Below are 26,633 nucleotides of genomic sequence, written 5' to 3' on the forward strand. Positions count from 1 at the left end.
AGCACTAAAATTCTATTAATATATTATTTATTTTTCGTTTTGAATTTCTTATTTCGCTTTCGAATTCTCCCACGCATTCTCTCATTCTCTTCCCACGTTATATTTAATGGCAGACATTTAAATTTATTCTGCCATTTCCCTTTATGCCTTACGTTTCGATTTACTTTTTTTATTTTTCTTTCGATATCTTGGAGTTTCTCTTTTATGTTGCTCCCACGTTTTATTAAATGACGGAAATTTAAACCTGCAATATGCTAATAGCTGAAATTCAGCTGCACCTATGGCTATCGTATACATTAAAACAGTACCTATTACATATCCAATAAAAGTATCAAACGCATAATCATTATGAAAATAAATCAAAATAAGAAGGATTAATGCGTATATTGAAGCAACTTTCATCATAGTTCCTTTTGCTTTACTAAAAAAGGAAGCGGATCTTTCATCCATACTAAATGCACCTTCACTTGCCAATTTAAATGTATCTATTGTTGCTACAATATGAAAAATTACTGCTCCTAAATATAGCAAACATACATAATTCAACGTAATACGATCCATTGAATTATTAGCTATTTCAGAAACAACTAAAACTGTAAGTAATATAGTAGCCATTTGAAATGCGTATAATAATACAACAATTGTTTGTAGCTTTTGAAATTTAAATTGAGCTTTTGGAAATAAATATAGAATGAAAAAAATTACTTGCAGAGCATATAACAACACTTCCAGCTTAACAATTCCTATATTAAGGAGAACCATACAGTAATCCCAATCACCTGATACAATAATAGAAAAAACGGCTATTGAACTATAAAGTATTCCTCCAAACATAAATCCTGTAGCACCTTCAGGACTTAAACGATCATTACATGTCATCCTAAACTTATCTAAATATTCTTCTTTTATATTCCACATCCTGGCTCTTCACCTTCTATACAGTTTAAATAATTTTCATTCACTAAATTCCCATTACATTCCTAATTTTCCAAGTACATTCATCTTTGTGTAACTAAATTTAGATAATCTTTTAAGTATATCATCGCTACATTAATTACCGTACATAATCAGAATGCTTTTGATAGTTCAAATAGCCTTCTTTCTCCTCAAAAGCTCTAAATATTCTTCTCTCTTTCACTTAAGCATATCCCTCATACTCTATTTTTGTTTCTCTGAAATTGCACTCACTTAGTAAAAACGTTACTGTTATCACAATTGTATCTTCAGAAAGTTGATAACCTCCCATCGACAATATGCTAGGAGGTTATTACAGTTATTTAAAATTTGTTTTTTATTTTAATGGATTCGATTTTTGCAAATAATAATGTTATTTAATTTGAGAGAAGCGAATACTAAAAACATACTGCTTAATAACTCGTAATTAAGTCTTCACCCTCATATCTAGGGTCTTTCTCAACTTTACCATCTTTTGTTTTGATGACTTTTAGTCTACCTAACCACTCTGCTCCGTTATATGTCTCTTCACTTACCCATACATTATGCTTTTTACCATCTACCTCAACTACTAGTGTGGGGTGTGTAAATATAAATTCCTCCTCTACGTGCCTACCTACAATTTCTGCATGTAACGATGTACCTTCTTCAACTAGTTTACTATTTTGATACCCTTCGATAATAGGTAATCCAATAAATACAAAGAATATGAGTCCAAATACGATTACTTTCTTCTTTGTACTCCATTTATTCTTTTCTTTCAATTCCTTCTGTCTCGCTTCTCTTTCTTCGCGTTCATCCAAACTCTCATTTAAAGCATCTTCCCATGCCTTAATTTCCGCTTCGATTTCTGCTTCAGCTCTTGCTAGTTTTTCTAATTGTTTATCGGTTGCTACCATCTCATATGACTTATCTCTAACCAAACGAATTTCAGCACCATTTTCTTTTACTTTTTGCAAGTCTTTTTCTGTACAATTAAACTCTCGAATGATTTCCCCTTGTATGTTTACCAATCTAACGTAAATGTTTTTTTTCTCCTTCTTCTTAAACATCTGAACTCCCCCTTATTTGTTTCCTATCATAGATAACCCTATTGTAATTAAGAGAAAGAAAACGATAATAAGGAAAGTCTTCCCTTTGCTTACTTGTGTTGTACAACCTTCCAAGACAGCCCATATAAGAATTGGAAAAAGAAGAATACCTAGGAGAATATCGACCAACTTGTTGCTACTCTTCTTTAGTGGTTTTTCTTCTACTATCGGTTTTATCTGAACAGCTTCTTTTCTTATTTGTTTCGGTTTCTTTTTCTTACGTCTATGATTCACCCAACTTACTCCTTTTAGAATAACTTTTTTCTAACTATAAAAATACCGAAATATCCCCATTTCCATTTTATAAACCTGTCCAGGTATTACAAAATCTGTGGCTTTAATGGCGCCATCCAAAGGACCATATTCATTTATAAGACTGCGGCAATTCTTCATATTGGTCCCGTATACGTACTTAACCACATCCTTATTTAAAACAGGCGCAGGATTTAAAGCTAATACGTTTATATTATCTTCTTGATGTCTTAATGCAACTGTATTCGCTGCTCCGCCACCTAAAGAGTGCCCTAGTAAAGTTATCTTCTTTCCTTTATTACCCGCCTTGACTTTTTCATAAAATTTTTCTGCTTGACTATACTGAAATTCCGCTAATGACCCCAATATAGGTGAATTAGTTAAATTATGCAGCCAAATTGCTCCATCGGTTGCAAATAGCCTATTTGGCTCGGTTGGTTTCCAACGTATACAATGAAAATTTCATACGTGTTTCTATCCTCTAAAGCATATGCCCCAAATCCAGTTACTGAATGAATATCATCAGAAACTATAAGATTAGCATTAAAGTTTTCTTGTAATTTCTATTTATTTATTATTGGATCAGAATTATTATATTTTTTCTTGTGCATTATAATCATAAATATCTCTTGCCGATAATCTTAATTTTACTACATCACTACTTAATTTATAATCTTCCTCGTTCGCCATATTCTCCCCCTTATATATATTAATGGCTTTCTTTAAATTTCTTTTCATATTGTAAATAATCTTTTTTTGATTTCCGATTATTTTCTTCTTTATTACGTAAATATGTTGTTATTTCTTGATCATGCCTAATCATATTATTTTCTTCATTTCTTTGTTTATAGCCTATCGAAATTGTTATCTCTGTTATTTTCATCGGATTTTCCTTTGTATCCTTAGCAGAATTAAATTCAATTAGTAGTGTTGCATAACTAAACTTCTCATACTTTAATTCTAAATTCCCATTAAATATCTCTTTAAATTGAGTTTCTGATAAATTATAGCTTATCGTAGTTGGTTGGCTGAAGCTTTTTTTATTCACATTTGGTTTCAATTCATTTATTCCTTGCACTCTATTGAGCATTAATTTTATATTAGACATATCTTTCCCTCGATTTGAAGCTTCTAGCTGTCCATTTTTGTATCTTATATCTGACTTGAATACAAATTCTTCTTTATATTGTGGGTTGTCACTATGTTTTTCATCCTCAACTGGAGTATTGACTTTCTTTTGTGTCTCACCAAAAAGAATATTATCTTTAATGCTATAAATACCTTGCGTTGTTTGATAAACTACTCCTATTTGCTTATTATTATCCTCAATAAAAGTACTATCCCTAACCTCTTCTTTCACATACGCATACCCTTCATCACTCGCAGACATAACCGTCTTCATATCACCTTCATCCAATGCCTTTACTAATCTCTCATACTCTATCTTCGTCTCCCCAAAACCACATCCACTTAACAAACTTAATATTATTGACAGAACTATCATCATCTTAGCTTTCTTCTTGAACTTCATACTGACACCCTTATTCAATCAAAATAAGCTTTCCTCTTTCCATTTTGGAAGAGGAAAGCTTATTTCCTTTTAAGTTTATTTTTTTCTCTTTATTTCTAACTCTTGTGCTTGTTGTTTCTTTTTATTTTTTTCAATTACTTTTTCAACAAACTCATTCCGCCACATTTTAAATTTAGCTGCAAATTGACCTTCAATTTTATTTCGATACCCTTCAAATTTAACCTCTGCAATATCCGCGTGATTAAATAATTTATATGTCTCTCCGGTTAAACCCACTGGATGCAACACTCCGCCATAATCATAGAATGTGTTTTCATCAAGTAATAAACCTCTCGTAGTGATTACATACTCCACATCTTCCTCTTCTTTAAGACCCAATCTCACAACACTGCCTAAAGGTAATACTTTATCCATATAGTCTTTCATATTAATTCACTGTCCCTTTTAGTACGCTAATTTTCTCTTCTATTTTTTGTCTTTTTTTCTCTAATTGACGGATCCGGTCAATAAATGCCTCACGTGTTTTTCCTTGTAATGTACTATCAATACTACTCTCTAACCTTCTAATTTCCCCTGTTAAAGATGCAGCTGCTTTTTCCAATTGCACTACAACGTTTATAATTTGTTCTCGTCCACCACTAGCTGGAAATGTACTATGAACCCTTGACATTATCGTATGTAAATCCACCTTCATACCCCTCTCTTTTAAATTTATAAACTTGGAGTTTTAATAATATGAAACTGCTCCTAATTCTTCGTCTTTTGCAAACATAGAAAATACCGCTTCTGAAACATCGTCGTTTAATTGCTTTAAATCTTTTGATAACTCCTTCACATCTTTAGCAATTTCACCTAATAAAGAACGGTTTATCCCCCTGCTGTTGTCATTCATAAAGAGATTTAACAATGAGTGACGATGACTCAATATATGTTCAGATACAATTGCAGCTACATTTGTATCAACTACAAAATCTCCTTTAAACAAATCTAGTAAATCTTGCACGTAAGAAGCTGCAACTTCTTTTGCAATTTCTAAAATTTCACTTGTAGCTAAATATACTACAACACTTCCAGCTAAAAAATTTATAGCAGTATTAAATACAGACTCTAATACTTCTAAAACTTTTTCCTTACATTTCGCTAAAGTTGTTTCAATCCATTCTACAGCGATATCTACCGCTCCTTTAATTTCAACTGTAGCCATTATACTAAATTGGATTGCTTCTGCTGTAATTTGAGATTTTAGTCCTTCATACTTTTTATTGAGGTTATAAATACTTTCTGTCACTTGACCCTTTATTTTTCTATACTCTCTCCCAGCTTGTACAGCATCTGAATAGGTAAGTGCCACCCATAAAATCGATGAAATCGGTGTTCCTTGTATGATAAAGTTTATTCCTATACCTGCGACTTGTTCTTCCGCTAAAGAAACTTTTCTATCAAATTTTTTATTTATAAGACCTGTATAAAAACCACCTGCCGATTGGGTAAACTCTACAAAACCTGGAATTATATCCCCTCCAGTATCATTAGTACTGGGTAATTTATCAAACCATATTAACTTGCCATTATTATCATAATCTTTCATAGAGAAAACGTAAGAATGCCATGCTTGGTTTGGAATTATATACATCCTCCCAGGTATTGTAAAATCCGCCATTTTTATTCCGAGATGTAATGGATCCTTTTCATTAATAACATTCCTAATATTTTTCATATCAAATCCATTACCAAATTTATCAACATCTCGATTTAATATAGGTGCTGGATTTAATGTTAATGATTCAATATTATCTTCTTGGTGCCTTAACGATACCGTATTAGCTAAACCACCACCTAATGAATGCCCTGTTACACTAATTTTGGCAGCAGGGTTATCATGTTTAACCTTCAAATAAAATTCTTCTCCTTGATCATACTGTTTGACTGTAAAATCGTGTTCCCAATTACCTAACACTATTTTATTTGCACCAGTTATATTATGTCCCCCAATTTCACCATCTGTTATTGCATCCGTTGCATCTTCCGTTCCTACGTATGTTATAACAATTTCTCCTGTAGAGTTATCTTTAAAAGCGTATGCAGCAAATCCTGTATTCTCATCAACTTGTCGATCTACAATTGTTGCATTAAATCTTTTTTCTAATCTCGTTATATTATCTATTTTTGATTTATCATATGGAGGCTTACCAGCTTTAAATTTATAGATATCCTCACCTGCTAGCTCTAATTTCCCCCAATCAGAACTTATTTTTAACTTATTATCTAGTTTCACTTCCTTACCCATTTTCTCCCTCTCTCCTAATCATTTATTATTTTGTGTAATCTTCCTTATAATTTAAATATTCTTTTTTCCCATCATGAATATTATTTTGTTTCTTATCAAAATATGTTATTATTTGGACCATATTTTTCACTATTTTTCCATCTTCATTTTTTGTTTTATAATCTATATCAATACTTAATTGTAATATCTGTTTGGGATTTTTTGCAGAGTCAAAACTTAGTGAAATTGTTGATCCATCATATTCATCATAATTTATTTTTAACTTACCATTAATAATACTCTGGAATTCGGATTCAGTTAGTCGATATCCCACTGAATTAGGTTGATCAAACTTTTTTATATCATCTCCAGGTTTTATCTTTAGTTTCCCTATTCCTTTTAAACGATCTACAATTAAGTTCACGTATGAAACATCTAGATTTGAATCCGGACTTTGCACCTTTTCATTTTTATACATAATATTTGTACTATAATTAACTTCTTCTTTATAATTTTTATCATCTACTTCCGAGGTAATTTCTTGTGTTGTATTCCCATATAAACTTTTATCTTTTATATTATATACGCCTGTCGAAGTTTGGTAGATTGTTTTACTATGCTCTCCATCTTCCTTTTGTTCAAATGTACTATATATACCTCTTTGGGTTACATACGCATACCCATCATCACTCGCAGACATAACAGTCTTCATGTCCCCTTCATCCAACGCCTTTACTAATCTCTCATACTCTATCTTCGTCTCCCCAAAACCACATCCACTTAATAAACTTGCCACTATTGACACGACTATCATCACCTTAACTTTCTTCTTTAATTTCATACTGTCACCTCGTTAGTTACTCTAGGCATTTTTAGTTTCATTATGTTCCCTTTTTGATAGTAATACACTTCATCTTTACCTAATGGCGCTTCGTTGCTTATATATTTTATGTTGAAGATACTTTGATCATTTAATGGCATTGCGATAATTGCTGCTGTTAGCTTACTTCTCATTTTCATAGGTAGAGCTTCACGATTTCGGTCCATGTAGTCGTGGTGACCTGCTAATACAAAGTAAATGCCTACTGTACGAGATAGATCAATTAAAGTTGCTGCATCTTCCATTTCTAAATAAACAAATTTACTAAACTCTTCAACATTTGTCATGATAATGAGTTGTTTTGTGAATGCAGGAATTTCTCTACCTTCTTGTCTTGCTTGTGCTAATTCAAGAGCTCGTTCACGAATTACTTCCATCCAATACTTTGCATGCATATTTATTTCATTTTCGTCTACAATGTAGTGCGTCACATCGTCTTTATATTGAACGAAACTATACTCTGCTGTATCCACCAACGTCACACTTTCAAAATAATCTTTATTCAATTGAGATAGGATGCTAGATACAATTTGTTTTCTCATACTATCATCTACACTATAAATCATTAAATGATCATTCACTGCAATATCATGAGCTACAACTTCTACGTTTGTAAAATCAAGCCCCATTGGAATTCTTGCTGCTTGTAGAGCTTTTGTAACGTCTTTATTTTTACGATAAGTAGCAATATCAATCACTTCTGGCATCATTGGAATTGCCTTCGGACGTTCTCCATCCCATTCTCGATCCATATCATTTGCTTCTTGTTGTAATAATTGAATTTGCTGTAATTCATCTTCTGCTTTCGTAGGTAATGCAACCTGGAATAATGTAGGAGATTCTAGTTTTATTAACGCTCTTCCTGCTGTTTCTTCCACTTTTATATCAGATCTCCCTACAATACTAGCTACTTCACTTTGATCAATCATATATAGGCAAGTTTGAATTTTAATATTATTGTACAATTGAATTCTAAGTGCATTTTGTCGCCCTGCACTAATTAAGGTATGAATTCCTAAACTTGCACCATCTCGGACAATTTGCATAATTAGCATTTCAAAGCTTTCATAGAACTTCGCTTCTTTTACTGCATCATAATTGTCGATCGCAATAATAATATGTGGTATTTCTTTCCCACTTGCCTTTTCATACATTTCAATATTTGCAACGTCATATTCACTTAATAATCGTTTACGATTTTTCATTTCTTGAGTTAATCTTTCAACAAACTTTAAACATTTTTCAGATTCATCAATCGTAATCGTATCCGCTACATGAGGTAATCCTTTCAAAGGTAGAAGACCATTTGTTCCAAGGTCCACTAAATACACATGCAAATGCTCCGGACTATGCTGACGAGCTACATCCATAATGACTGATTGTAAGAATGTTGATTTTCCGTAGCCTGGACTTGAGAAGACCGCTACGTGTCCGTCTTTACTAATATCTAGTGTTAATGGTGTTTGTGATTGTAATTCAGGCTGATCTAGTAGACCAATTGTTGCTTGTAATGGTTTCTTTTCTTTCGTCCATGCTTCTTTGAACTGAATAGCATGTAAGTCTTGTAAATATACGCTTTCTGGAAGTGGTGGTAACCACGGTCTTGCTAATGCTTCAATTTCATTTATTTCTGCGTAATCGTGAATGTAGTCAATAACAGCATCCAGTTCAGATGGTACGCTTATTACTTCTTTACTGCTACCAAGTCCACTTAAGTCTTCACTTAATATTTCATATTGTCCTAGATCATTTATTGCATAGATTGTTGCGTCTAAATGTTCTTTATCCTCTTTGTTTTCTACATAGTCTGCTCCGCTCCAAGCTGATTGGAATAGTTCATAAATTTCATTATTCCCAACTTGTAAGTAAGCACGTCCTGGTAATGTAATTTCAGCAGCATCCGGTGTTTTTAAAATTTCATTACTATCTGACGTATTTTGAACTTTTAGTGCTAGTTTGAATTTCGAGTTACTCCAAATTTGATCATCTACAACACCACTCGGTTTTTGCGTAGCTAATATTAAATGGATTCCGAGTGAACGACCGATACGCGCTGTTGAAACTAACTCTTTCATAAATTCTGGTTGTTCTGACTTCAGTTCCGCGAATTCATCACTAATTAAAAATAGATGTGGCATCGGTTCACTTACTAAGCCTTCTTTATACAGTTTTTGATACTGATTAATATGGTTTACATCATTTTCCCCAAATAATCGTTGTCTTTTTTGTAATTCAGCTTTAATTGATGCGAGCGCTCTCATACTTTGTGCTCCATCTAAGTTCGTAATTGTTCCTAATAAATGCGGTAAGTTTTTGAATAAATTCGCCATACCGCCGCCTTTATAGTCAATTAGTAAAAAGGCTACTTCGTACGGATGGAAATTAACTGCTAGAGATAAAATGTACGATTGTATAATTTCTGATTTACCTGAACCTGTTGTACCTGCTATTAACCCGTGTGGTCCGTGTGCTTTTTCGTGTAAGTTTAAGTTTACGATATCTTCTTTCCCACGTAATCCAAGTGGTACAGCTAAAGATTTATGCGCTGCATTTTTCTCCCAGCGACTTGTAATATTCAGTTCTTTTACTTTTTCAACGCCGTACATTTCTAAAAATGTTACGCTTTCTGGAATACTATTTTTTAAGTTTTGCAAATGATTTAATGGTGCTAATGCCCTTGAAATATCTTCTAAATTGAACCCTTTTGGCACATGATTTAGTTTAAATTGACGGTTAACAAGCTCTCCTTGCTCTAAGATGATGTTCCCTTGTTTTGCATCTCTTATATCTATTACCGTTTTCACATGCTCCGGTAAACTTTGCATAACATCTTGTACAAATACAAGTGATACACCTAATTGACTCGGATCATCATTAAAGAATTCCATAACAACATGGTCTAATATTAGTTTTTCATCTGTAATGAGAACGACATAGTGCGGTGCAAAGTACATTTTTTCATTAGTAGAACTTTTTTCATCTAGTTTTAATTTTCGTTCTTTCAATATTTGATACAAACTATTTAACACTTGATCACGGCTACGATCATGGTATACAAATCCACGTACATTTATATCGCGAACACTTCCATGAGGTAACCAGCGCATCCAATCCCATTTTTCTTTTTCTTCTTCCGGAAAAATAGTAATAAACTGCAAGTCATAATAACTATGGAATAAAGCCGTTTGTGCAACTAATAATTGTAATTGCTCTAACACTAAAGAGCGTTGACCAATATAACCGACTGGTCCATTCATTAAATCTGTTACAACTGGTACATCTTCCAATGATAGATAACGCTGTCTTAGTTCACGTGCTATATCAATTAATTCATCTTTCGTTTGACTAAATTCTTCTTCATTAAATTGAATTTCAAAACTCGTATTAGCTTGTCCTGTTCCAACGCTAAATGTTAAGAAATCATGATGTAACATTGTTTTTTCATAAATTCGAGGATTTACTTGAACTGCCATATTACGTATTACTTCTACATTTGGATTGTGATAATGTAATGCGTGACGCTGTTTTTCACTTTCTGCATGTAAATCTTTCGTTTTTTGTTTTATATACTCTCTATAGCTTTTATCTCGTTCAACAATGTCGACTTTATATTGCTTCAAATTTTTAATATACGATGTGACAGAAACAATGATTGTTACTAATGTCATCGCAATCGATGCGATAATAAACATTCCATATTTCATGAAAATAGCAAGTAATACAGTTACGACAATCATGACAAGTGAAGGTGCAATGATTCTTGCTAAATGCTCCGTTGGTTTTGATGGCATACTTGAAGGCTTTGCAATTGTCATTTTCTCTTCTGGTTCACGGTAAATAATACGTGGTGAACGATGATAGTCTGGATAACCACTTTGATAATTCGTTTCTGATTCTACTAAAATAGGTAACGCAGATTTCACTTTATCTTCTGAAGAAAGTACTTGAATGTCTTCACTACCAATCTCCAATAAAATACCATCAAAATATAATACGTCTCCTGATTCCAACATAACGCTATCTTTTAACTTCGTATAATTATGAAATACATCCCCGCCATACACGTTCACTTTAAAAGAATCGTACAACGTTTCGCGAGATAGCATTAAATCTACACTAGTCCCGGTAATAGAAATATCATCGTAATCGTTTCGACTCACTGTAAGAGAAAGTTTCGTTCCGATATCAAACACTTTAGTTGTGCCAATAATAGATATAAAGATTTTCAAGCTCACATCTCTTGTTTTTCCAATCTCAACTTCCTTATTGAATTCTATTAATTGATCCTGTACCATCCAAGCATTTACTTCATTATTCCACTTTAACTCTATTTCTTGTTCTAAACTTGGATTCGTAATATCATTTGTCCACTCTTTTCCAATCGACACTATTGATTGCTCATTTGGATGTAATGTGCACTTATATATTTTGTCTCCATAAGTCAATACTAATAGTTGCTCCATCCGTGTTCACTGCTCCTTTTCAACTGTCTCATCAAGTGCTTACTCTTTTTTCTCTGTGTCCGACAAATTTTTATCGCTTGATGAATTGCCATATTTCTTTTTATATTCATCTAATTGTTGCTCATATGTTTTTAACTTTTGATCACGTTCTTCTCCTGATAAATCCGGATTATTTTTCAGTGATTCAATTTGTTTAACAAGGCCGTACATAATAAGCTGAGGATCATCAAGTGTCTTAGCTAAATCTAATGATTTATCAAAATTACCTTTTCCGTTATACATCCAATACAGCAAATACTTTTCATCACTTTTCAAACTAATGTTTTTCATAATCGATTTCTTTTGAGCTTCACCTAGTTTTTCAGCTGTAATGTATGCAAATGCTAACTCATATTTAGATGCAATCGGTAATGATTCAAATTCCTCTTCATTTAATTGCGTAATGACTTTGTCATAATCAGTTGCTATGAAACTTGCATTTGCTTCTAACAATTTATTTTGATAAGGAAATTTTATAAAAGTGAAATATATTAAAGGAGCAGCTAAAATAACTGTCGCCGCTATGAAGGAAAAAGCTAAGTATTTAAACGATTTATAGCTTTTTTTAGGTACTAACTGCATATTTTTCTCTGTTTTTGTTTGTTCCTTCTCAAAGCTGTCATCAAGAAACTGCAGTAATGCATCTAAGCTTTCCATTTGAGCAACGGTCTGTTCAAATGTTGTTTCTTTTGCATCTTTTAGTAACCCAGCATACAAATCATCAAAGTTATGTTTTTGGGAGAATAAAGCAATAATTAGACACTTATATTGTGTTAAAAATTGCTCTTCTGATAACGGGGTTGGTGGAACAATATCTCGAATTCCTCTATGTATAATACTTGGTATTAAATTAGCATTAAAAACTATATTGTCTGGATGTAAAAAGAACGTGATTCGTTTATTTAAATATTTACGAAACTGCGCAACATTCCGAAGTAGTCTTAATTTCTCATTTCTTCCAAAACGGCTAAGATTGTCCCACTTATATAATTTTTTATCTACTTGATATAGAAACGTAAACATATCATCCGCTTCTTCTATTGTTAATGGTACAAATTCAGATGATACGCCCGTAATTATATCGAATTGACGGAAGTCTTTTATACGTGTTTGAGATTTGGTCATCTCCAATTTCCAATTTTCTTTTTCTATTTGAAATTGATAGTTCATTGCATCAATTTGAATTATTTTTTCCGTCATGTTTATCCTCTTCTCCTTTTCTTTATAACCCGTAATAACTTATTTTCAAATAACTAAAAGTAAAAAATATTCTTTATAAAACTTGCAAAATATCTCCATCTGTTATTTGGTGATCAATTAAACGATCATTATCTGTTAAAACAATTGACTTATTTTTCACTTTAATTACAAAATGTGAACCTTCATGATTATCAATCTTTAGCGTATCTAATAAGTTTTTCAATAAATATTTAATAGATTGGTGATTCGGAATACGCAAATCGTATGTATTTCCATTCCATTTATTAAAATCTACTGTGACATTAATATGTGTTTGTATTGCCATCGCTTTACCTCCAACTTTTACGAAGAACCGTATAAATACCGATGCAAATAAGTAGAATGCCACCGCCAAATAATAATATTATTGTTATACTAATTGGCTCTTCATTCATTGTTTCATTACTCGCTACTTCATCTGCACTTTTTCTGACAATGTATTCACTGCTAAACAAACTATTTTTCGTATCTTTAACACTATTATTCTCTTTTTGTTTTATAAAAAGAGAATCTCGCAGAGCTTCCATATCTTTTTGTTCTTTCTTTTTCTTTTTCTCAATTTCTTCTTCTATATCTTGGTTAAATAACTCAATTGATGCTTTATCTAATTCTGTTTCCTTATGTTCCTTTTTATTTTTTTCTTGGTCGCTTTCTTCAAGTCGATCCACTTTAAACTTAATCTTCCCATCATCACCAAGATAACTGTCAGCCGCGCTCCTTATCGGTAGCGCGACAAACAGTAAAAGGATAGAGAGAAATGATAACTTAGCCACTATGCTCCATTGTTTGATCATTTACTTCTTTTTCCTCCCATTTCTTATGCCATACAAATAGATTACTAACCAATCCAATAATGGCAATTACAAACAATACGACAAAAATAACTTTCCCAGTATCTTTACCACTAATAAAATCATTTAGAAAACTTTCTATATACTGAAGCGGTGAGAATTGACGTATCTTTCCGACAGAAGACATTTGATCTACTTTACTTCCAACTGCCTCAGTTAAAAATAGGTACATGCTTAAAAATACTAATAGTATAAACATTCCTACCATTTTTATTTGTCGTAATAAGTAGGTTGAGACCAATACAAACGCCATCATAATAAATGTGATGAACGCAATCCATAGTAAACTTTGATCCTGACCGAACTTTAAAAGACGCCCAGAAATGATACCTATACTAATTCCTTCCACAATTGATATACCGAAAGCTACTACTGTAGTTGGTACATTCATATCAATTAATGAGAATTTCTCTTCAAAATGATCCGATTGCATTCGTTTCTTTTCTTGATTCGCAATTGCGTATGCTGTAAATAATGCAACAATGAAACAAGTTAATACAATTAAGTACGGTGTAAAAGCATTACCTGCTACAATTACTCCATCATTTTGCTTTTGAACTGGACTAGCTAAAAAGTCATATAGCATTTCATTTTGACGATCTCCAATACGACTATTCGCTAAAATTTTCGTAAAGTTTTTGGAGAATGATTTATCATCTTCCATTTTCTTTGTAAAGTCATTTAATAATAAATCAGCTTTTGAAACAATTGTCGTTCCGCTGTCTTGAATTTCTTTTGCTTGTCCATTAATTTGATCAAATGTTTTATATACATCGTCTGAAGTTGCTAAACTATGCTTCGAACTTTCGACCAATGACTGACTTTGCATCATTAATGATTTAATACCAGAATCTAACGATAAAACAGCCGTTTGCTCACCAGCATGATTTGTTGTTACTACTTGCTGCTCTTCAACTAGCTTTAAGCTATTCTCACGCCATTTCGCTAAACCTTTTACATACTCTCCTAAATTTTCATTCATACTAGTTGCTTGTTGCGTCGTTCCATTTAATTTCTCCGCTAGTAGCATAGAATTTTGATCCGCACTAGTAATGGATTGTTGGTAAGAGTTTATTTTTTGTTTTAAACCTGACATATCTTGCTTTATTTCTGTAGTAATACTTGATGAAACAAGATTTGAAATTAAATCGATTAAGCTTTGTTTATTTAATACGTAGTACAAAGATTGGTCCGTCGCAATTGCATCTAAACTTCCCTCTTCTAACTTAGGACCTACATCTTTCGTTCTTAAATCAATCCCATAATACATTTCGTAAAGGCTCATTAAACCTTGATAACTTTCAACTGTATCTACTGCTTCTTTTATTAATACACTAGAAGTAATATCTGGTATTTTTTCTGTTTTTTGATGTATAACTTGATTCGTTGTACTTTCAATAACTTTACCGTTATCTGTTCCCGTTTCGCCTCCTGGATTTCCTCCGGTTCCGTTATCTGTTCCCGTTCCGCCTCCTGGGTTTCCTCCGGTTCCGTTGTCTGTTCCCGTTCCGCCTCCTGGGTTTCCTCCAGTTCCGTTATCTGTTCCCGTTCCGCCTCCTGGGTTTCCTCCAGTTCCGTTATCTGTTCCCGTTCCGCCTCCTGGGTTTCCTCCAGTTCCGTTATCTTTCCCTGTTCCGCCTCCTTGGCTTCCTTCATTATTGCCTGTTGTGTTTTCCATTTTTTTGATAATAGGTTTTTTAGCATTGTGTACTAACGGCATTATGCCATACTGTGATTTATGAACCACATTTTCCACCTTGCTATTTTCCGTTTGTGTTCCTTTATCTTCTTTATTAGGTTCTTCTTTATTAGGTTCTTCTTTCTCAGGACTAGTTTCTTTTGTATGAGTCCCACTCAATTCCCATTGCCACATTACAGGAGAGAAAACATCTATATTGATGTTTGGATCTTTTAACTTCACATGCAGATCAATCTTTATATCCCCTTCATTACGAGGAGCTATTGTAATTTCTCCTGCTTCGCTTTGTAGAAAGTCACTTGTACGATCCACATCATCAATATATAAAGCTTCTGTACTTCCATCTAATTTAAATTCTTCTGGAATCTTTATCTTCAAAATTTGCGGCGATTCCATTTTAATTACTTTCGCAGTATCACTAAATGTAATTCTCTCTGTATAAAGTCTATCCTTCACTTCTTTAATTGCGTTTCCTAAAGATATTTTATTTACAGGATCATAATAAAAATTATTTTCTTTATTATATTTTTTTGTAAATTGAATTACATTTTGCAGTTGTAATTTCGTTGCATCTGGTAAATCACTTTGACCGATTTCTTCCATGTTTAAACTAGGTAATTTCGCAATTAAATTCTCGATTTGTTTCTTTATTCGAGCATCTGGTTGTTTCATTAATGTATTTATGAAGATTTCTTGCTTTCCATCATTCGACATAGATTGCTTTAACTTCTTAATTACCGTCTCTTGAATATCACTTTCTAACTTTCCAGCAAGTTCTGTATCATATTCAGATACTTGTTTTTTTACATCTGCTAAATATTTTTGAACTGCTGAAGCATCAGTTAAAATATTTGGTTCTTTCTCTGAAAACGTAAATTGATTTGAAATACTTTTATTAGCTGATTCCAATGCACTTAATTGCTTTAAAGCATCGCCTGTATTCATATCATTCATATATTGATTGAATTGATTTGTGAAATTATTCGCTAACAAATTGTTATCAGTTTGCATTTTTTGAAAGTTATTAAAACCATCTAAGTACGTACTGTTAGATTTATTCCCTTCATCTAACGCTTGACCGAAACCTTTTAAAACATCCTGAAATCCTTTGAAACTATTAACAGAAACACCTGTATAATCTTGTACTGTTTTAAATTGATTTGTGTAATTTGCTAACGGACTATGTATATCTTTTTTATACATAGTTGTTTGAACGTTTCCTTTTTCAATTATTTTACCTATATTATCTTGTGCACCTTGTAGCTTACCGATAATACTCGCAAAATAAACGTCGATTATTTGCTTATTGAAATCTTCTAAAATAACAGAAGCTGTATTTTCTGCCTCAGCTTTCAAATCCTTATTCCCAGTTGCATTTACTTTGTAGTTTAACGTTAATTTCTCCGGAATCTCTGAATCAATCGCAACTGCTTTCCTAGAAAAATCATTTGGAATAACAATCATCATATTGTAATTATTATTTTTCAATCCATTTTCTGCTACCCCGCGACTAACTACGTACCATTCTTGTTTCGTATTTTTATTTACATTTTTAACAAATTGATCTCCAAACGCTATTTTATTGCCCTCAAAAACAGTGCCCTGATCTTCATTTACCAACGCAACTGTCATTTTTGGTGTAGTATTCTCATTAGCTTTCTTAACATTTTGATTTAATGCTAAATAGGAGACCCCTGTTGATAGTACAAGAGCTAAAATAATAAACAACAAGATGCTCCATTTGAACTTTTTCACAACTTATCACTCCTGCGACTGCGAGTCTATCTAATGAAAGACTTCGTATCTTACTCTAGTTTTAAAGTAATTTAGCCATACAACGTATGGTTGCATGGCTAAATTATATATTTCTTTTTATCTGTCTTATTGTAGACCGAAATTACGAGAAAGATCTTCGTCATGTCTAGCAACAGCTTCTGCAGTTTTATTAAGCTGCATATTAATTTCTTGTAATAACTGTGCGAAGTTTTGTACTTTTGGCTTTAATTGATTGAACTGTTGGTCAAAACCTTCGAAAGCACGACCTTCCCATTCTCCTCTTAATTCATTTTGTAAGTTTTGTAGTTGACGTAAAATGTCCTCAATTTGATTTGCACCCTGTCCATATCGAGTAGCTTTCGATTTAAGTTCCTCTGGTGACATACGAATTTGTCCTGCCATTATTAAATCCCCCTTAAAATTTAAAAATAGTAAAATTAACCAATAATCAATTCTACAAATTGATTATATCAATAATTTAAAAATTTCTAAACAAAAAAATGATATTTTTCCAAAATTTATCTTTTACTATAATAACGATATATTGTATAATAGTAATTTATTTATTTTTTAAGCATACTCTATCAATCTACTATAAAATAAAGGCAAACCATCTATTTTATATATTTATAAAGACTTATTGGCTTTAAATTCCAGCGATAAAGTAGCCACTAAATCATTATTTTCTCTTCTCCCATTCCGACTATAATACTCACTTCAAAGTCATAATTACCTGCCTTTCAACAAACCCAAACTCTTCGTACATCTCTTTTGCAAAATTCCCAGCAAATACATTCAACCTAATTTCTGAATACTTTTCCTTTAATTCCTTAATACCAGCTTCCATCAGTTCTCGCGATAATCCTCTCCCGCGATATTCTGGGAAAACGTACAATTCATATATAAATCCAAGTTTTTCACGAGAAAAATAGTCTGTATTTTCCCCTATTAATATCCATCCCATTACTTTATTTTCTTCTTTAATGATTAAATAGTATGCTCCTTTTTCTACAATCGGCTTTGTAATTTCAATCGCTTTCTCGGTACTTAATTGACAATTCCCTCTCGTCCCTTCAAAAAGCGATTGAGCCGCATATTTTAATATTTCATTGGTATCTTCTTGATTCGCCTTAATTATCATTTTTCACAACTCCCCTTGAATAATAGGCATTACTATCCCTTGTTCAAGATTCTCCGCTTCCATAACAATTGCCATTAATCCTTGTTCTGTACTTGTTTCATGAAGCTCTCCCTTCTCCCAAAACACAGCTTGTCCCGCCTCTATCTTTACCTTTTCCTTATTTGCCCCACACACATATCCTACTCCGTCCACAATAAGAAGCAGTTGAGATACAACTGCTTCATGACATCCGATTATTCCATTGGCTTGTAAATGCATAGCACCGATATGTACATTTCCTTGATGGTTTACTATTTTCGACATGATGAAATTAGATTGAAATACTGATAAGTGCTTTCCTACTTTTTCACTAAAATCAAAAGTTTTCATTACTAGTCCTCCTTATACGTATAAAACCATCCTTACTGTCTGCATCATATGTCCTTCAAAGTCTTCTTCAAATTGCTCTAATTCAGCAAAACCTTTCGCTTCATAAAAGCGTTTTCCTTTTTCATTTGCAGCTTCTACATGTATGTACAATTTCCGTATCCCATTTAATGCCTTAATCCCTCTTTGTAATAAAGCACTTCCGATCCCTTTTCCTTGCTGATCTGGTAACAAATAAATTGCCCCTAATTCTGCTTCGTTTTGTAGTCTAACAGGTGAAAAGTTCGCAAATCCTATTACTTCTCCCTCTTCTTCCGCAACGAATAAATGTGTATTTTTAAGGCGATATTTCATTTTTTCATCAGAATATGCCTCGTCTAAAAAACTATCTTGAATCTCTCTCGGGATAATGCCTTCATATGTATCATGCCAAGCTATTTTCGCTACTGATTGTACAGCCTGAATATCTTCTTGCTTCATTTCTCTAATTATATATGTCATCTCGATGTCTCCATTCTCTTTAAATTATATTCTGCTAATATACTAGAAGAAACGGCAGAACCATTTTCATAATTGACCTTAATTAATTTTAACTTTTCAATCGAAGCTGTTGTAACATCAAAATTCTCATATATATACTCCATCACACTTAAAAAATGAGTTGAATTCAAATGATTCGCAATCGTGCAATGCGGAACCCATTTTCCTGGTACATAATATGAATTTGAATTATCATGAAAAGTTTTGAAATGATCATGATAAAAATGATGAAGTCTCAATAAATCATCGGTAACAGTCGGCGCTAGAAAAACCGTACCGTTAGTAGGAAAAGTTCCAACAGAAGGAAAAGTGACTGCAGACATGTTTTCTTGAATAGCTACAAATTCCTTTAATTTTTCAATATACAAATTAACATCCAACTCATTATAATCCGCAATCGTTATATGAGGTTCTACTCCAGCTAATTGATTTGTTCCAATTACATTTGTTAATTTATTTTGTAATTCTGTAATTTTATTAGTAAACACACGATCAAATGTAGCAATGATAGCGTACAATCTTTCTCACCCCTTCGTTACACATAGCGCTTCCCATTCTTCACGAATCATGCCCATTCGAATAGAATCATAGTATGTTCCGTTATAATAACGACACTTTCGCATTCTACCTTCTAAGCTCATTCCTATTTTCTCTGCTACTTTCATCATTCGTTCATTGCCAGACCAAGTCGTGATTCCTACTCTACCAATCTCCATTTTTTCAAATAGCAAATCTCTATATAATTTCAATGCTTCTGTACCATATCCACCATTCCAGTATGTTGGCTCATAAATCACAACTCCCATCTCTAACCAACGCGTCATTTTATATTCCCAATAAAACCCGACTGTCCCAATGATTTGACCGTTATTTTCTATAATTAAATTTGACAGTGGTTCTTCTTTCAAACGATTTTGCATCTTCTCTTTATAAGAAGAGTATTCTTGCATTGAGAACGGGAAATATGGCGCATCCCATTTCTTCCATTCTGGGCTTTCTTCTTTAAATATGATATTCCATAATGTTTTTATATCCGATTCTTCTATTGTACGAATTGTAACTTTCTTCCCCTTTAATACAACGTTTTGCATAATTCCCTCCTGCATTCCTCTTTATTTCATATATAATTATAATGTTTTTTCAGAAAAATCAAAACTAATATCATATATTATATTGTATAATTTTGTTATTAGATACCAATTATTGATTTAGAAAGCTGGTGATTCAGTGAATAATCGATTTAGTATTGCTTTATTTCTCACTATTGTTACCACAAATATTATTCTATATTTCTTCTTACCATCAAATATTGTTACGAAATGGGACTTCAATGGAACGCCTACATCAACAATGGATAAAAGCACTTTTGTAATCGTAAATATAATTATATATTCCTTCTTATTCTTTATATTTTTAGCTTTATCTAAAGCAGCGAGTAACCAGAAATTTCTCCATTGGATCGGCAACACAATATTACTATTCTTATTTTTTGTCGATATTGTCATCGCCCTCATTGCTCTTGGCTTTTCACTCCCTCTTGATCATTTCATATTTTTAGCATTAGGGCTTTTATTTATATTAATAGGTTATTTCAGTTCCAAAATTGATACGACTAAATCAACCGTTTCATTAGAATGGAATGATAAGCACCTTGAAAAAAGAGCTTTAAATATTAGTAGTATTTCAATGATGATAGCAGGGATTTTTTTAGCGATACTTCCTTTTATCGTTTCTGCTCCCTATAGTGGTTATGGCATACTAGCAATTCTTTTAGGAATGACGCTTATCATTCTGCCGACTACGATTTATTTACTTATTAAAGACAGCAAGCAGTCCACTAATTTAAAAGGTTAATTGAAATATGTGATTGTAAAATAGGTAATAAAAAATAGGAGGTTATCCCCTCCTATTTCAGCTCAATATATTATTTCCCTTTTTATTCACCTCAAGCAAAATCCCTTTCTCTATCCAACCCTCTACGCCATCTTTTTTAATTAAATCATATCCTGAACAGCTATCATCAATGAGAGAAACGATATCTCCCTTCCTAACGCTTATTTGCGCACAAGAAATATCGGTTTTCACTGTATATTCACCTGACTCAAGTTGTTTCATATATTCATTTTTTACAGTGAGCAAATTATTCGTTTCCTTTTGCTTACATACGGTGTAATCTTGCATCTTCTCGATAGGCTCTATGTAATAATACGGATATGTCACTCCGCCCTGCATTTCTGAATTCGCATTAAAATCCGCTATTACTTCATACTGTGGGAAATAGTCTACATATGTATAAGAAAATGTATCGCCCGTTTGTTTCCTCTGAATAATAAATGCATTTAATTGTCCTGCTTCTTTAATTGCATTTCCTCCATCAATTGCAATAATTTTTTTCTCCTCATCAATAACTGGATTGTTAGACGGTGCTTCTTCAGAATAGTTCACGACTGGCCAATGACCAACTATTACATACTTATTTGCTTTATGTGATTTATAAAAAAACTCCGGCATTGCTATCGCATTTTTGCGCTCTGTTTCTTTCCAATCTACTCTATCTTCTAGCCCTGCATGCACAAAAATATAATCTTCTGTTTCAATCGCTGTTGGCAACTCCGTTAGCCAATATAGTTCTTGTGAAAATTCACTTAGCAATGCTTCTTTCACTTCACGAATTGAAGTACCTTCATGAACTGAAAAATCCAATTGCTCTAGCCATTCATTAAAAATTGAATGCTTCCTCGTACATAAATAATTAATAAGACGAGGATTTTCATTTAGAAGAGCATCAACTAAAACTTCACAATTCCCTTCAACAACGTGAACCTTTGAATTGTTCTTTACAAGATTCATAACGTAGTTTACTACACCTACGCTATCTCGTCCTTTCTCGCAAAGATCTCCATTAATAATTAAATAATCTTCATCTTTAAAGTTAACTTTATGTAGTGCTTCTTTTAAAAGATTTAATTCTCCATGAATATCCGATATGACAATAACTCTAGCATCATTAGGGATTGATAGTTTCTTTATTTTTTTCAAGTATAAGCGCTCCAATCATTCTCTTTATTATTACTTAAAACAATTCGATACAATAACACTATATAACCTTTTCAAATACATATACCATAACTTACAACCTATTTACGGTTCAATAATAACTTGAGAAATAATAATAAGAAGAAGCTGTTCCCAACTTTTCGAGACAGCTTCTTCTTATTATTTATAATTCTTTATGAAAAGAATAACTCACCTTATCATACCCTTCTCTTTCATAAAAACGATGAGCATCAATTCTTGAAAATGCTGACGTGAGGGTGATAGACTCACATCCGTTTTCCTTTCCCCAGTTCTCTATATACGAAAGTAATACATTTCCATGTCCTTTTGAACGATGTGCGTCTGCCGTTACAAGGTCATATACGAAAACGTGCTTCTTATTATAAAAGTTCGTACAAATCGCTACACCTGCAAGGCTAACAACTTCATCATCTTCATTACGCAGCGAGAATAGTTTATAATTTTCTTCTTTCATATTTCGAAATAAAGTGCCTGTTTCCTCTTTTGAAAGTTGTGTTCGTAATTGCTGTAAAACAGGTAATACTTCATGTAATTGCTCTTCTGTTACTACTTCTTTAACATTCATTTTTAACTCTCCCTTAACTATTTATTCAATTTTCTAAATGTTATATCATTATTATAGAAAGTGACTGCCCTTTACTTAAGTGGCAGTTTCAGTATTTTTTATAAGGTCAGTTTTAAAGGAGAGTTTTATATGGATTTTACTATCCCATTGCAATTACAAAGTAACACACCTATTTACTTGCAAATTTACGAATATATAAAAGCTGAAATTATACAAGGGACTATTTCTGTTGGCACACGTCTACCCTCACACAGAAATTTAGCATCACAACTTAATATTAGCCGCATTACTGTTGAATCAGCTTATCAACAATTATTAGCTGAAGGTTATGTAGAAAGTAAACCGAAACGTGGTATTTTTGTAGCAAATTTCGATATTGACGTTATCCCAAATAAAAAACGAAATGCAGCAAAGAAGACGAGCAATTTGATAGACGAAAAATTCGAATACGATTGTAGCCAAGGGCTTATTGATCAAAATAAATTTCCGATTACAAATTGGAAACGGGCATTACAAGAATCCATACTTACATACGAAAATGCACTATTTGCCAAAGAAGACCCTCAAGGTGAATTCGCTCTTCGAGAGCATATATCAACATATTTATATCATTCTCGCGGTGTACATTCTTCACCTGATCAAATTGTGATCGGTGCCGGAACGCAGCCACTTCTCTGGTTACTACTTCAACTGCTTGGCCCTACAAAAGAATACGGCATTGAAAACCCTGGATTTCACCGTATACACGCAATCATTAAAAGCTGTGATAGACAAATCCATCCCATACCATTGGATGAAAAAGGGATTAATATTTCTAGCTTATACAATACAAATGCCAATGTCGCATACGTTACACCATCACACCAATTTCCACTTGGGATTATTATGCCTTTACCTAGAAGGTTAGAATTGTTAAAGTGGGCTAATGATTGCAATGGATACATTATTGAAGATGACTATGACGGAGAGTTTCGCTACGCTGGTAAGCCGATTCCTTCTTTACAAAGTCTTGATTCAAATGAACGCGTTATTTATATGGGGACTTTCTCAAAATCTTTTTTACCTTCTTTACGAATGGGATATGTTGTTTTACCACCACATCTTTTAAAAATATATCAAGAACTGTATGGAATTTTTAAACAAACAGTGGCTACAATACAACAACTTGCTTTTGCTAACTTTATACAAAGCGGGAATTGGGAACGTCACCTTAATCGGAGTCGTACACTATATAAAAGAAAACATCATGCGTTAGTAAAATCCATTATGAAAGAAATGGGGGCTAATGTTCAAATTCTTGGCGAACAGTCCGGACTTCATATTGTTTTATGTGTACATAACAGTATGAATGAAAATGAACTGATTGAATCCGCTAAAAAACAAAGCGTTAAATTATACCCACTTTCTCCATATGATTTCATGAATGATTTACGCAAGGAATCATATGTATTACTCGGTTTTGGTAGTATTCCGGAAAATAAAATTGAGACGTTGGCTACATTATTGAAAGACGCTTGGTTCCCTAGTTGCAAGGAAACTTGTTAACAGTGGGTTTAACTTGTAACATACTAACAATTCAACAAAATAAAAAAGAAGGTTGTTCCAAAATAACTTTTTGGACAGCCTTCTTCTAGTTACTCACCTGACCTAGCTTTCCTTCCCGGACGTTTCACACCAGTCGTTTCTGTTGAATAGGAAGCTTCAATTATAGCGGTTGGATCTACAGAGAGAACGAGATCTTTCATTTTCGGATAAATGAATCGGTTTGTAATGCAATAAATGATTCTCTTATGCTCCCCTAAAAAACCACCTTCTCCATGTAGATACGTAACAGATAGTTGCAATTCTTTCATAAGTAAATCGCCTATTTCTTTATTCTTACCAGAAATAATCATAACGCTCTTACCTTGATTAATACCATCTAATATAAAATCAATCATCTTCGTAACAATATAGAAAATTGCTAATGAGAACATCGCTTGTTCGATTGAAAATAAAATTGCAACAAAGATGAAAATAACTGCATTTACTGCAAGTAAAAATGTACTAATTGGTACATTAAAGTGTTTATTCATCCAAACTGCTAACATTTCCGAACCGTCAATTGCTCCACCCATTTTAACAACAATCCCAACACCAATTCCGAACAGCACTCCACCATAAAGTACAATTAATAACTCAGAAGTCGTAATTGCTGGAAATGGTTTTAAATAAATTAATCCGAGTGTTGTAACTACATTCGCATAAGATGTACGGATAAAAAATTTCTTTCCCATTACTTTTGCAGTAAATAATAAAATTGGGATATTAATTCCTAAGAAAACGCCATAAAGCGGCAATCCTGCAACTTTATTTGCCATAATAGCAATAGCCGTTACCCCGCCATCTACTAATCCATTAGGTGCTAAAATAAGCTCTAATGAACCTGCTACTATAATTGAGCCAATTGTTAATAATACGTATTCAAATACTTTCTTCATTCATTACCCCCAAAGCTTATATATTTTCTTAGTATTATTTTAACGTAATTTTTCTGCTAAGACAAAGATATCAGTTTATATACACAAAAGTTTCACCTTTATCGCTATTTTTATGTAACACATTTAGCGCGTAATACTAGAAACACACTTACCAATTAAAAGTAAGTGTGTTTTTAACATCTATTTAATCTTTACGTACGGCTTCATTTTTAATTCAAGTATTTCCTCAACTGCCCTTTGATATCCACCAGCATTTCTAAGCGACTCTCCCACTTTACGACTATTTTCCTTAAACGTCACATCATCCATTACTTTCTTTACAGTCTCACATAACAATTCAGAAGTTAACTCGTTACGATTAAGTCTTATGCCTGCCCCTACTTCAGTCAATCGTTTTGCAACGAATGGCTGATCTCCTGTTACCGGAATTACAACTAATGGAACACCGTAATATAACGCTTCACTCGAACTATTCATACCACCATGTGTCACGAATACATCAGCATGCTGTAAAACTTCTAATTGCGGGACATAATTATACAACTTAAAGTTTTTCGGGATATTTTCAAATTGACTTATATTTATCTTCTTACCAACGACTAATACGACTGTGGCATCTACATCTTTAAACGCTTCAAAACACTTTTCATACAGAGCAGGTTGCTCATTAAAAACTGTTCCCATAGAAATGAAAATTACTTTTTCATTTTTTAAATCTTCAGTAGGAAAACTCCCCACTTCTTTTCGAGTAGCAATTGATGGACCTACAAATTTATACGATTCATCAAATACATCTGAACGCGGCTGATGTTCTTTTGAAGTATATACAATCGTAATATCACCAGGATGGTTCATAATATCATACATACTATTACATTTCATTCCATACTGCTTATTCCATCTTTCCATTCCCGCTAAACAAGATTGATATAATGGATTCATTTCATCTACTTGTCTCGATTCTTGCCCATCATGAAAATTAATGTACTGATTAACAGCAAACGTTGTACAAGATGAAACGCTTGGTAATTGTAAAATATTCGCTATAATACGTCCTACTGGAAAATGATTATCATATATTAAATAATCGTATTTTTCCTCTTTTGTTTCCTCTACAATTTGAGTAACAATACGCTCTGATGCTTCAATCATATGAGATAGCATCGTCAAAGGGCTCCCACCTTCATTTACTCGTTCCATAATATTAATTTGAGAGAGAAAATTCTCAAACACTCGGAATTCCGCACCTGTTGCTTCAACCTTCTTTCTATAATCTTCAATACAATAAGAAACAACTGTTTCCCCTCGCTGAATTAACTCACTTACAATAGCTAAAGTCGGATTAATATGACCTTCCCCAGGGAAATTTATTACGAGTACATTTGCCATAATATTCTCTCCTATCCATTTAATATAATAAAA

At 32.9% G+C, this 26,633-nt stretch carries 25 protein-coding genes and 1 pseudogene; 2 read left to right on the plus strand and 24 right to left on the minus strand.

All coding sequences use genetic code 11. The features are described from left to right. Positions 1-141 precede the first annotated feature (141 nt). From N2V92_RS24665 to N2V92_RS24760, 20 genes and pseudogenes are all read right to left on the minus strand, one after another. Positions 142-918, minus strand: a complete 777-nt coding sequence (locus N2V92_RS24665) for a hypothetical protein (RefSeq protein WP_016077807.1) — start codon at positions 916-918, stop codon at positions 142-144. 449 nt (positions 919-1,367) lie between these two features. Beyond that, the gene (locus N2V92_RS24670; protein WP_044797949.1) at positions 1,368-2,006 is read right to left on the minus strand and encodes a hypothetical protein; all 639 of its coding nucleotides are present in this window, start codon (positions 2,004-2,006) and stop codon (positions 1,368-1,370) included. A 12-nt stretch (positions 2,007-2,018) separates the two neighbouring features. After that, complete coding sequence (locus tag N2V92_RS24675) at positions 2,019-2,279, minus strand: hypothetical protein (RefSeq protein WP_002083293.1); 261 nt, start codon at positions 2,277-2,279, stop codon at positions 2,019-2,021. A 54-nt stretch (positions 2,280-2,333) separates the two neighbouring features. Beyond that, positions 2,334-2,987: pseudogene (locus N2V92_RS24680) on the minus strand (lipase); the annotation flags it as partial. Between the two features lie 19 nt (positions 2,988-3,006). Continuing rightward, a complete protein-coding gene (locus N2V92_RS24685; protein ID WP_016077811.1) occupies positions 3,007-3,828 on the minus strand; it encodes a DUF3952 domain-containing protein in 822 nt (273 codons plus the stop codon). Between the two features lie 75 nt (positions 3,829-3,903). After that, positions 3,904-4,254, minus strand: coding sequence for a DUF4176 domain-containing protein (locus N2V92_RS24690; RefSeq protein ID WP_016077812.1), 351 nt, complete (start codon positions 4,252-4,254; stop codon positions 3,904-3,906). A 1-nt stretch (position 4,255) separates the two neighbouring features. Next, entirely contained in the window at positions 4,256-4,516 is a 261-nt protein-coding gene (locus tag N2V92_RS24695) for a hypothetical protein (RefSeq protein ID WP_016077813.1), read from the minus strand. A 39-nt stretch (positions 4,517-4,555) separates the two neighbouring features. Beyond that, a complete protein-coding gene (locus tag N2V92_RS24700) occupies positions 4,556-6,115 on the minus strand; it encodes a lipase family protein (protein WP_016077814.1) in 1,560 nt (519 codons plus the stop codon). Positions 6,116-6,140: 25 nt separating this feature from the next. Then, positions 6,141-6,935 (minus strand): DUF3952 domain-containing protein, encoded by a 795-nt coding sequence (locus tag N2V92_RS24705; RefSeq protein WP_016077815.1) that lies wholly within the window; start codon positions 6,933-6,935, stop codon positions 6,141-6,143. After that, positions 6,932-11,437, minus strand: a complete 4,506-nt coding sequence (gene essC, locus N2V92_RS24710) for a type VII secretion protein EssC (protein ID WP_042597931.1) — start codon at positions 11,435-11,437, stop codon at positions 6,932-6,934. Before essC ends, N2V92_RS24705 begins: the two co-directional genes overlap by 4 nt. A gap of 39 nt (positions 11,438-11,476) precedes the next feature. Beyond that, positions 11,477-12,676 carry a type VII secretion protein EssB gene (essB, locus tag N2V92_RS24715; protein ID WP_000136616.1) on the minus strand — a complete coding sequence of 400 codons (1,200 nt, stop codon included), beginning with the start codon at positions 12,674-12,676 and terminating at the stop codon, positions 11,477-11,479. 73 nt (positions 12,677-12,749) lie between these two features. Beyond that, positions 12,750-13,001: an EsaB/YukD family protein gene (locus N2V92_RS24720; RefSeq protein WP_001007566.1), complete on the minus strand. Its 252-nt coding sequence runs from the start codon at positions 12,999-13,001 to the stop codon at positions 12,750-12,752. 4 nt (positions 13,002-13,005) lie between these two features. Then, on the minus strand, positions 13,006-13,509 hold the full coding sequence (essA, locus tag N2V92_RS24725; protein ID WP_000595661.1) for a type VII secretion protein EssA: 504 nt from the start codon (positions 13,507-13,509) through the stop codon (positions 13,006-13,008). Further along, the gene (esaA, locus tag N2V92_RS24730; RefSeq protein WP_080775487.1) at positions 13,481-17,020 is read right to left on the minus strand and encodes a type VII secretion protein EsaA; all 3,540 of its coding nucleotides are present in this window, start codon (positions 17,018-17,020) and stop codon (positions 13,481-13,483) included. Before esaA ends, essA begins: the two co-directional genes overlap by 29 nt. A 126-nt stretch (positions 17,021-17,146) precedes the next feature. Then, positions 17,147-17,443 carry a WXG100 family type VII secretion target gene (locus tag N2V92_RS24735; RefSeq protein ID WP_000918601.1) on the minus strand — a complete coding sequence of 99 codons (297 nt, stop codon included), beginning with the start codon at positions 17,441-17,443 and terminating at the stop codon, positions 17,147-17,149. Between the two features lie 310 nt (positions 17,444-17,753). Next, positions 17,754-18,182, minus strand: a complete 429-nt coding sequence (locus N2V92_RS24740) for a GNAT family N-acetyltransferase (RefSeq protein WP_000584237.1) — start codon at positions 18,180-18,182, stop codon at positions 17,754-17,756. Between the two features lie 3 nt (positions 18,183-18,185). Further along, entirely contained in the window at positions 18,186-18,551 is a 366-nt protein-coding gene (locus tag N2V92_RS24745) for a hypothetical protein (protein WP_016077819.1), read from the minus strand. Between the two features lie 12 nt (positions 18,552-18,563). Further along, positions 18,564-19,049 carry a GNAT family N-acetyltransferase gene (locus N2V92_RS24750; RefSeq protein WP_000221053.1) on the minus strand — a complete coding sequence of 162 codons (486 nt, stop codon included), beginning with the start codon at positions 19,047-19,049 and terminating at the stop codon, positions 18,564-18,566. After that, a complete protein-coding gene (locus N2V92_RS24755; RefSeq protein ID WP_000270898.1) occupies positions 19,046-19,606 on the minus strand; it encodes a 2'-5' RNA ligase family protein in 561 nt (186 codons plus the stop codon). Before N2V92_RS24755 ends, N2V92_RS24750 begins: the two co-directional genes overlap by 4 nt. A 6-nt stretch (positions 19,607-19,612) precedes the next feature. Next, positions 19,613-20,179 carry a GNAT family N-acetyltransferase gene (locus tag N2V92_RS24760; protein WP_001181851.1) on the minus strand — a complete coding sequence of 189 codons (567 nt, stop codon included), beginning with the start codon at positions 20,177-20,179 and terminating at the stop codon, positions 19,613-19,615. Positions 20,180-20,315: 136 nt separating this feature from the next. Between N2V92_RS24760 and N2V92_RS24765 the strand changes: the two genes are divergently transcribed. Further along, the gene (locus N2V92_RS24765; protein WP_001065177.1) at positions 20,316-20,942 is read left to right on the plus strand and encodes a DUF1648 domain-containing protein; all 627 of its coding nucleotides are present in this window, start codon (positions 20,316-20,318) and stop codon (positions 20,940-20,942) included. Between the two features lie 57 nt (positions 20,943-20,999). Here the strand turns inward: N2V92_RS24765 and N2V92_RS24770 are convergent, their stop codons facing one another. Together N2V92_RS24770 and N2V92_RS24775 are read right to left on the minus strand one after the other, a co-directional pair. Next, positions 21,000-22,127, minus strand: coding sequence for a metallophosphoesterase (locus N2V92_RS24770; RefSeq protein ID WP_000721389.1), 1,128 nt, complete (start codon positions 22,125-22,127; stop codon positions 21,000-21,002). A 181-nt stretch (positions 22,128-22,308) separates the two neighbouring features. After that, a complete protein-coding gene (locus N2V92_RS24775; protein WP_001101124.1) occupies positions 22,309-22,731 on the minus strand; it encodes a GNAT family N-acetyltransferase in 423 nt (140 codons plus the stop codon). Between the two features lie 129 nt (positions 22,732-22,860). Here N2V92_RS24775 and pdxR point away from each other — a divergent pair, with 129 nt between their 5' ends. Further along, positions 22,861-24,276 carry a MocR-like pyridoxine biosynthesis transcription factor PdxR gene (gene pdxR / locus N2V92_RS24780; RefSeq protein ID WP_016077821.1) on the plus strand — a complete coding sequence of 472 codons (1,416 nt, stop codon included), beginning with the start codon at positions 22,861-22,863 and terminating at the stop codon, positions 24,274-24,276. An 89-nt stretch (positions 24,277-24,365) separates the two neighbouring features. Here the strand turns inward: pdxR and N2V92_RS24785 are convergent, their stop codons facing one another. Then, entirely contained in the window at positions 24,366-25,211 is an 846-nt protein-coding gene (locus tag N2V92_RS24785) for a YitT family protein (protein WP_000755126.1), read from the minus strand. A 180-nt stretch (positions 25,212-25,391) separates the two neighbouring features. Further along, positions 25,392-26,600 (minus strand): macrolide family glycosyltransferase, encoded by a 1,209-nt coding sequence (locus tag N2V92_RS24790; protein ID WP_000024468.1) that lies wholly within the window; start codon positions 26,598-26,600, stop codon positions 25,392-25,394. Positions 26,601-26,633 lie beyond the last annotated feature (33 nt).

It is taken from the genome of Bacillus sp. CH_48, assembly GCF_038008465.1.
Taxonomy (GTDB): Bacteria; Bacillota; Bacilli; order Bacillales; family Bacillaceae_G; genus Bacillus_A; species Bacillus_A thuringiensis_S.

Excerpts from the sequence above, each read along its gene's own strand:
- N2V92_RS24775 (WP_001101124.1), bottom strand. The coding sequence starts at position 22,731 with ATGAATGTTAAAGAAGTAGTAACAGAAGAGCAATTACATGAAGTATTA.
- N2V92_RS24670 (WP_044797949.1), bottom strand. The coding sequence starts at position 2,006 with ATGTTTAAGAAGAAGGAGAAAAAAAACATTTACGTTAGATTGGTAAAC.
- pdxR (WP_016077821.1), top strand. The coding sequence starts at position 22,861 with ATGGATTTTACTATCCCATTGCAATTACAAAGTAACACACCTATTTAC.
- essC (WP_042597931.1), bottom strand. The coding sequence starts at position 11,437 with ATGGAGCAACTATTAGTATTGACTTATGGAGACAAAATATATAAGTGC.
- essA (WP_000595661.1), bottom strand. The coding sequence starts at position 13,509 with ATGATCAAACAATGGAGCATAGTGGCTAAGTTATCATTTCTCTCTATC.
- N2V92_RS24720 (WP_001007566.1), bottom strand. The coding sequence starts at position 13,001 with ATGGCAATACAAACACATATTAATGTCACAGTAGATTTTAATAAATGG.
- N2V92_RS24740 (WP_000584237.1), bottom strand. The coding sequence starts at position 18,182 with ATGATAATTAAGGCGAATCAAGAAGATACCAATGAAATATTAAAATAT.
- N2V92_RS24760 (WP_001181851.1), bottom strand. The coding sequence starts at position 20,179 with ATGCAAAACGTTGTATTAAAGGGGAAGAAAGTTACAATTCGTACAATA.
- essB (WP_000136616.1), bottom strand. The coding sequence starts at position 12,676 with ATGACGGAAAAAATAATTCAAATTGATGCAATGAACTATCAATTTCAA.
- N2V92_RS24700 (WP_016077814.1), bottom strand. The coding sequence starts at position 6,115 with ATGGGTAAGGAAGTGAAACTAGATAATAAGTTAAAAATAAGTTCTGAT.
- N2V92_RS24735 (WP_000918601.1), bottom strand. The coding sequence starts at position 17,443 with ATGGCAGGACAAATTCGTATGTCACCAGAGGAACTTAAATCGAAAGCT.
- N2V92_RS24785 (WP_000755126.1), bottom strand. The coding sequence starts at position 25,211 with ATGAAGAAAGTATTTGAATACGTATTATTAACAATTGGCTCAATTATA.
- N2V92_RS24745 (WP_016077819.1), bottom strand. The coding sequence starts at position 18,551 with ATGAAAACTTTTGATTTTAGTGAAAAAGTAGGAAAGCACTTATCAGTA.
- N2V92_RS24750 (WP_000221053.1), bottom strand. The coding sequence starts at position 19,049 with ATGACATATATAATTAGAGAAATGAAGCAAGAAGATATTCAGGCTGTA.
- N2V92_RS24690 (WP_016077812.1), bottom strand. The coding sequence starts at position 4,254 with ATGAAAGACTATATGGATAAAGTATTACCTTTAGGCAGTGTTGTGAGA.
- N2V92_RS24790 (WP_000024468.1), bottom strand. The coding sequence starts at position 26,600 with ATGGCAAATGTACTCGTAATAAATTTCCCTGGGGAAGGTCATATTAAT.
- N2V92_RS24705 (WP_016077815.1), bottom strand. The coding sequence starts at position 6,935 with ATGAAATTAAAGAAGAAAGTTAAGGTGATGATAGTCGTGTCAATAGTG.
- N2V92_RS24685 (WP_016077811.1), bottom strand. The coding sequence starts at position 3,828 with ATGAAGTTCAAGAAGAAAGCTAAGATGATGATAGTTCTGTCAATAATA.
- N2V92_RS24665 (WP_016077807.1), bottom strand. The coding sequence starts at position 918 with ATGTGGAATATAAAAGAAGAATATTTAGATAAGTTTAGGATGACATGT.